The following is a 6742-nucleotide window of genomic DNA, read 5'->3' as shown; positions in this document are numbered from 1 at the left end:
GACGCTCACCACCTTCATCTCGCCGCTGGAACGACCGGCGCTCACCACCTTCCTCACGCGGACGGAATTCGCGACGTTCACCACCTTCATCCCGACGCTGGAACGGGCGACGTTCACCGCCTTCATCCCGACGCTGGAACGAACGACGCTCACCACCATCCTCACGCGGACGGAACGGGCGACGCTCACCACCTTCATCCCGGCGCTGGAACGACCGACGCTCATCCCCCTCGCCACGGCCGCGCGAAAATCCGCGCTCGCCGCGTTGATCGCCATCGGCGCGTCGCGGGGGACGCGCATCGCCCTCGCGCGGCGCGCGCGGTTTCGACGACGCGCCTTTCGGCCCCGTCGACTGGGCGAAAGGCTTCGCCTCGGCCGGACGCACCGGTTTGCGCGCGGTCGTAGCGCCGCGGCGGACGGGGGCGCGTTCCGGGGTAGTCGGGCGCGGATGCTTGGCTGTCAGTTTGGCTCGCATGATTCCAGGTATTTCGATGTTGCTCGGTGTTGCATTCAGACTGCGATCGCGCGCAGCAATTCAGTTTCGACGCGGATCTGCAAACGGTTGTCGGAAAGTCCCGACCCGTCCAGCAGGAAAACGTCCTCGACGCGCTCGCCGAGCGTATTGATTCGCGCCGCCTGGACGCCAATCCGGTGCTCGGCCAGCACGCGCGCGATCGAATAGAGAAGGCCCGGCCGGTCGTTCGCCGACACGGACAGGATGTAGTACTGGCCGCGCTCGTCGGCCCGCAGGTCGACGCGCGGCGTCACCGGGAAGGTGCGCGACAGGCGCGAGAGGCGGCCCTTGGACGGCTCCGGCAGCACATGGCTTTCGGCCGTCAGCCGCTCGGCGAGTTCCTGCTCGACGAGGTTCGCGATATCGCGGTAATGCACTTCGTCCTCGGTATTCGCGACGATGAAGTTGTCCAGCGCGTAGCCGTGGCGCGTCGTGCTCACGCGCGCGTCCAGCACCGACAGGCCGCTGCGGTCGAAGTACGCGCACATCGTCGCGAACAGATCCGGGCGATCCTTGGCGTAGACCAGCACCTGCAGCGCTTCGCCGACCGGCGACGGGCGCGCGCGCACGACGGGCGACGGCGTCTCCACGTGGCGGTACAGCACGCGCGTCTGCCAGGCGATGTCGGCGGCGTCGTGACGCAGGAAGTAGCCCACGTCGAGTTTGTCCCAGAGCGCGCGATGCGCGTTTTCCGGCACGGTCTCCAGACGCAGCAGAGCGAGCGCCAGCTCCTGGCGCGTCTTCAGCTCGGAATGCGCGTCGGGCTTGGCGCCGCCGAGCACCGCGAGCGTCGCGCGGTAAAGGTCTTCGAGCAGCTTGCCCTTCCAGTTGTTCCAGACCTTCGGGCTGGTGCCGCGAATATCGGCGACCGTCAGCAGATAGAGCGCCGAAAGCCGGCGCTCCGTGCCCACCAGATCGGCGAAACGCTTGACCACTTCGGGATCGCTTGTGTCCTGCTTTTGCGCGACCTGGCTCATCGTCAGATGCTGCTCGACGAGCCAGACGATCAGCTCGGCGTCCTCGCGTTCGATGTCGTGTTCGCGGCAGAAGCGGCGCGCGTCGGCCATGCCGAGCTGCGAGTGATCGCCGCCGCGACCCTTGGCGATGTCGTGGAACAGCGCTGCCACGTACAGCACCCACGGGCGCTCGAAGTTGGCGATCAGCTGGCTGCAGAACGGATATTCGTGCGCGTGCTCGGCCACGGCGAAGCGGCGGATGTTGCGCAGCACCATCAGAATGTGCTGATCGACCGTGTAGACGTGATAGAGGTCATGCTGCATCTGCCCGACGATGCGGCGGAAATTGAGCAGATAGCGACCGAGCACGCTCGTCTGGTTCATCAGCCGCATCGCGTGCGTGATGCCGGCGGGCTGGCGCAGGATCTCCATGAACAGGCGGCGGTTTTCGGGGTCGCGGCGCCAGTGCTGATCCATCGTGTCGCGCGCGTTGTACAGCGCGCGCATCGTGCGCGCCGACAGGCCCTTGACGCCCGGCACCTGTTCGTAGAGCAGGAAGGCTTCGAGGATCGCGTGCGGATCGCGCTCGAATACGTCGTCGGCGACGATTTCGAGCATGCCTTGCTTCTCGACGAAATGGTCCGAGAGCGTGCGCGTGATGCCGCTCGTGCTCGGGAACAGCTGGGCTTCGATGTTCTGGATCAGGATGCTCGAGAGCTGCGTGACCGCCTTGGCCGCCCAGTAATAACGGCGCATGAGCTGTTCGCTTGCGCGCCGCGAGCTGCTGGCCTTGAAGCCGAAACTTTCGGCGACGGCGGTTTGCAGATCGAACACGAGAATGTCCTGGCGACGCCCCGTGATGACGTGCAGACGCGCGCGCAGCGTCTTCAGGAAGGTCTCGTTGCGGCGCAGTTCGCGCGCTTCGCGGCCGGTGATCAGGCCGCGCTGGTCGAGTTCCTTCCAGCTGCTGCCGAATGCCGCGGCTTCGGTCATCCAGAGAATCAGTTGCAGATCGCGCAGACCGCCGGGGCTTTCCTTGACGTTCGGTTCGAGCGCGTAGGGCGTGTCCTGGAAGCGCGCGTGGCGCTGGCGCATTTCGAGCACTTTCGCCTGGAAGAACGCGCGCGGGTCCATGGCGTCGCGATAACGCTGGGCGAAGTCGCCGAACAGCGTCGTGCTGCCGGTCAGGCGGCGCGCTTCGAGCAGCGAGGTGCGCACGGTCACGTCGTTGGCCGCTTCCTCCAGACACTGCGAGACGCTGCGCACGCTGCTGCCGATTTCCAGCCCGAGATCCCACGCCAGACCGATGAAGCGCTCGATGCGCGCTTCGAGCGGGGCGAGCGCTTCGTCGTCGGGGAGCAGCACCAGAATGTCGACGTCGGAAAACGGGGCAAGTTCGCCGCGACCGTAGCCGCCAACGGCGACGAGCGCGAGCGAAGCCGGCAGCTCGCACAGACTCCACGCGCTGCGCAGCGTGTCGTCGGTGGTGCGGGCGAGGGCGTGCATCAGCGTGTCGACGTTCGAGGCGGACTTGAACCGTTCGAGCAACTGGGCCTTGGCGGCCTTGTAATCGGACCTCAGCGACGACGTATCGGGTGCGGCGGCGAGAACGCTCATGAACTGGAACTGGACGATGGTTGGCGCACGGGGCGCGGTCGATGGGTCGGGGGCGGGCCACCGGGGCCGGGGAGCCGCTGGCGCACTCAGGCGCCTTCACTGCATGTCTTGCCTGAACTGCCGCGAGCGGGGCGCTGGATGCGTGCTCGCCTTGCTGCTGCTGAATTACGGGGCCGGATGCGCGACGGCGCGCTTTCCGGCGGGCTGCTCATGATCGACTGTCAGTCGCTGCGTTGCGCGCTCCGTGCCACGGGGATCGTCGATCAAACGTGGCCGCAAGCGGCGCGGCGGCCAACCCACGCAAGGCGCCGCCGCGATGCCGGCACGATCAGGCCGGGCTGCCCGCCATCTGCGCGACGATGGCCGGCTTGGCGGGCGTGCCCGCCGACACCGTCAGCACTTCGTAGCCGGTTTCGGTCACGAGCACAGTGTGCTCCCATTGCGCCGACAGGCTGCGGTCCTTCGTCTTGACGGTCCACTGGTCCGGCATGGTGCGGATGTCGCGGCGCCCGGCGTTGATCATCGGCTCGATCGTGAAGATCATGCCCGGCAGCAGTTCGACGCCCGTGCCGGCGCGGCCGTAGTGGAGCACTTGCGGCTCGTCGTGGAATACCGTGCCGATGCCGTGGCCGCAGTATTCGCGCACCACGCTGTAGCCTTGCGACTCGGCGTAACGCTGGATGGCATGGCCGATGTCGCCCAGATGGCCGCCCGGACGCACCTGATCGATGCCGAGCCACATGCATTCATACGTGGTCTGCACGAGCCGCTTCGCGAGAATCGAGCCTTCGCCCACGATAAACATGCGGCTCGTGTCGCCGTAATAGCCTTCCTTGATGACGGTGATGTCGATATTGAGCGTGTCGCCGTTCTTCAGCGCCTTGTCGCCCGGAATACCGTGACAGATCACGTCGTTGACCGAGGTGCAGATCGCCTTCGGGTAGGGCGGGTAGCCGGGCGGCTGATAGTTCAGCGGCGCGGGCACGGTGCCCTGCACATTGGTCATGTATTCGTGACAAAGGCGGTCGAGCTCGCCGGTCGTCACGCCCGCGACGACGAACGGCGTAATGTAGTCGAGCACCTCGCTTGCCAGGCGGCAGGCGACGCGCATTTGCGCGATGTCGTGTTCGTTCTTGATCGAAATGGCCATGGTGTGCGCCCGAAAATGCAGTCGAATATCGAATTATCGCACCTTATCCCGGCGGTCGCTGGCCTATTGCTAATAGATGCGCCGTATCTGGGCGGGTACGGGCGGCAACGGCGAGGCGCTTGTCATCCGCCTGCCGCCCGCGTTTCGAGGGTAATAGCTGGCTTGAGTGGAGCCGATTTTGCGTGCTATAATCTTCGGCTAAGTCGCTCCCCGTATTCTTTCAATCCGTGACTGGCATGGGTGGAAGGTGTGGCGGGGCGCTGGCTGAGTCCGTTGTCGTCGCGGGCACAGTTAATCAGTCGTAACCGTAGTAATAGGCGGCATTTTTTAAATCGCGAGCCGGCGCACCCAGGGTGTCGAGCGTTCATCCGCAAAAAGCGGAGGGCGTCACGATACGGCAGCCGGCTTAAGACCCAAACCCTAGCGGAGAAATTCTCATGGCAGTTACCATGCGCCAAATGCTGGAAGCAGGTGTCCACTTCGGTCACCAAACGCGCTTCTGGAACCCGAAGATGGCCCCCTTCATCTTCGGTCATCGCAACAAGATTCACATCATCAACCTCGAAAAGACGCTGCCGATGTACAACGACGCACTGAAGTATGTGCGTCAGCTGGCATCGAACCGTGGCACGATCCTGTTCGTCGGCACGAAGCGTCAATCGCGTGACACGATCGCCCAGGAAGCGCAGCGCGCTGGCATGCCGTTCGTGAACGCACGCTGGCTCGGCGGTATGCTGACCAACTTCAAGACGCTGAAGGTTTCGATCAAGCGCCTGAAGGACATGGAAGCGGCTGTTGAGGCAGGCGAACTCGAAAAGATGAGCAAGAAGGAAGCGCTCCTGTTCGAACGCGAAATCGCCAAGCTGCAAAAGTCGATCGGCGGCGTGAAGGACATGGGCGGCATTCCGGACGCGATCTTCGTGGTCGACGTCGGCTACCACAAGATTGCCGTGACGGAAGCCAACAAGCTGGGCATCCCCGTCATCGCCGTGGTCGACACGAACCACTCGCCGGAAGGCATCGACTACGTCATCCCGGGTAACGACGACGCCAGCAAGGCAGTCGCGCTCTACACCGAAGGCGTGGCTGACGCGATCCTCGAAGGCCGTGCGAGCTCGGTCAACGAAGTCGTCGCAGCAGCGCGCGGCAACGACGGCGACGACGAGTTCGTCGAGGTCAACTCGGAGGCGTAAGCTGCCCCCGTGTCCGGCAAGAAAAGGGGGCTTTCCATAGGCCCCTTTTTTTTAAGCCGCGACTTTCGTCGCCGCGTCATCACAGCGGCACCGTAGTCCTGTAGAAGCAGCTGTAAAAAAGCGTTTCAGAACAGACTCGAGCGGAAACGAATTCCAGCCGGCCGCATCGAAGCATGCGGCGCGGCGTGTACCAGACAGACTCAAGGAGCGAATGATGGCGGCAATTACCGCAAGCATGGTGGCAGAACTGCGCGCAAAGACCGACGCGCCGATGATGGAATGCAAGAAGGCGCTGACGGAAGCCGACGGCGATCTGGCGCGTGCCGAAGAACTGCTGCGCGTGAAGCTCGGCAACAAGGCAAGCAAGGCAGCATCGCGTGTCACGGCTGAAGGCGTGATCGCTTCGTTCATCGGCGGCAACGCTGGCGCAGTCGTCGAACTGAACTGCGAAACCGACTTCGTCGCCAAGAACGACGACTTCCTCGCCTTCGCGAACACGGTGGCCGAACTGGTCGCCACGCAAAACCCGGCTGACGTCGCTGCCTTGTCGGCTCTGCCGCTGGAAGGCTCGACGGTCGACGCAGTGCGCCTCGCACTGGTCGGCAAGATCGGCGAAAACGTTTCGATCCGCCGTTTCGCGCGCTTCGAAACCGCCAACCAGCTGGCTTCGTACCTGCACGGCACGCGTATCGGCGTGCTGGTCGAGTACACGGGCGCGGAAGAGCAGGTCGGCAAGGACGTGGCAATGCATATCGCCGCGATGAAGCCGGTCTCGCTGTCGTCGGACGAAGTGCCGGCCGACCTGATCGCCAAGGAGCGTAGCATCGCCGAACAGAAGGCTGCCGAATCGGGCAAGCCGGCTGAAATCGTCGCCAAGATGGTCGACGGCTCGGTGCAGAAGTACCTGAAGGAAGTCTCGCTGCTGAACCAGCCGTTCGTGAAGAACGACAAGCAGACGATCGAACAGATGCTCAAGGCGGCTAACACGTCGGTGCAGAAGTTCTCGCTGTTCGTCGTTGGCGAAGGCATCGAGAAGCGCCAGGACGACTTCGCTGCTGAAGTGGCCGCGCAAGTCGCTGCTGCAAAGCAGCAATAAGGGCCGCGCAGCCTTTAGCCGTATCGAGTCGTACCCGTAGTAAAAGTCTCATCGCAGTCCCGTAGTACGCCGCGGCGGCGCATTTCCGCCGCGGTGGGGCAGCGTAGCGACGCTCGATGTAGCGACGCCCGGCGAACTTGCCGGGCGCAGCGGTCTCCCGCTGTGCCCCGTGGCGCCAATCCTCGCTATTTCTGGTGGCGCTTGCCCCAAGTCGTA

Annotated in this window: 5 protein-coding genes; 2 read left to right on the top strand and 3 right to left on the bottom strand. The window is 64.2% G+C overall.

The window, feature by feature from the left end:
* The 3 genes from G3N97_RS09165 to map all read right to left on the bottom strand — a co-directional run.
* The coding region (locus G3N97_RS09165; RefSeq protein ID WP_205992925.1) for a hypothetical protein at positions 1 to 276 on the bottom strand (276 nt) is incomplete at its 3' end.
* Between the two features lie 234 nt (positions 277 to 510).
* Positions 511 to 3087: a [protein-PII] uridylyltransferase gene (locus G3N97_RS09160; protein ID WP_205992924.1), complete on the bottom strand. Its 2577-nt coding sequence runs from the start codon at positions 3085 to 3087 to the stop codon at positions 511 to 513.
* 328 nt (positions 3088 to 3415) lie between these two features.
* Complete coding sequence (map, locus tag G3N97_RS09155) at positions 3416 to 4237, bottom strand: type I methionyl aminopeptidase (RefSeq protein ID WP_205992923.1); 822 nt, start codon at positions 4235 to 4237, stop codon at positions 3416 to 3418.
* Positions 4238 to 4674: 437 nt separating this feature from the next.
* Between map and rpsB the strand changes: the two genes are divergently transcribed.
* Together rpsB and tsf are read left to right on the top strand one after the other, a co-directional pair.
* Entirely contained in the window at positions 4675 to 5430 is a 756-nt protein-coding gene (rpsB, locus tag G3N97_RS09150; protein WP_205992922.1) for a 30S ribosomal protein S2, read from the top strand.
* 214 nt (positions 5431 to 5644) lie between these two features.
* A complete protein-coding gene (gene tsf, locus G3N97_RS09145) occupies positions 5645 to 6526 on the top strand; it encodes a translation elongation factor Ts (RefSeq protein ID WP_065060168.1) in 882 nt (293 codons plus the stop codon).
* Positions 6527 to 6742 lie beyond the last annotated feature (216 nt).

The organism is Paraburkholderia sp. Ac-20347 (assembly GCF_017104805.1).
Taxonomy (GTDB): Bacteria; Pseudomonadota; Gammaproteobacteria; order Burkholderiales; family Burkholderiaceae; genus Paraburkholderia; species Paraburkholderia tropica.
The sequence above is the reverse complement of the archived record's forward strand: the minus strand, read 5'-3'. Positions and strand labels throughout refer to the sequence as shown.

What these genes read in the sequence shown, in the direction of transcription:
- G3N97_RS09160 (WP_205992924.1), bottom strand. Translation starts at nt 3,087, where the DNA reads ATGAGCGTTCTCGCCGCCGCACCCGATACGTCGTCGCTGAGGTCCGAT.
- map (WP_205992923.1), bottom strand. Translation starts at nt 4,237, where the DNA reads ATGGCCATTTCGATCAAGAACGAACACGACATCGCGCAAATGCGCGTC.
- rpsB (WP_205992922.1), top strand. Translation starts at nt 4,675, where the DNA reads ATGGCAGTTACCATGCGCCAAATGCTGGAAGCAGGTGTCCACTTCGGT.
- tsf (WP_065060168.1), top strand. Translation starts at nt 5,645, where the DNA reads ATGGCGGCAATTACCGCAAGCATGGTGGCAGAACTGCGCGCAAAGACC.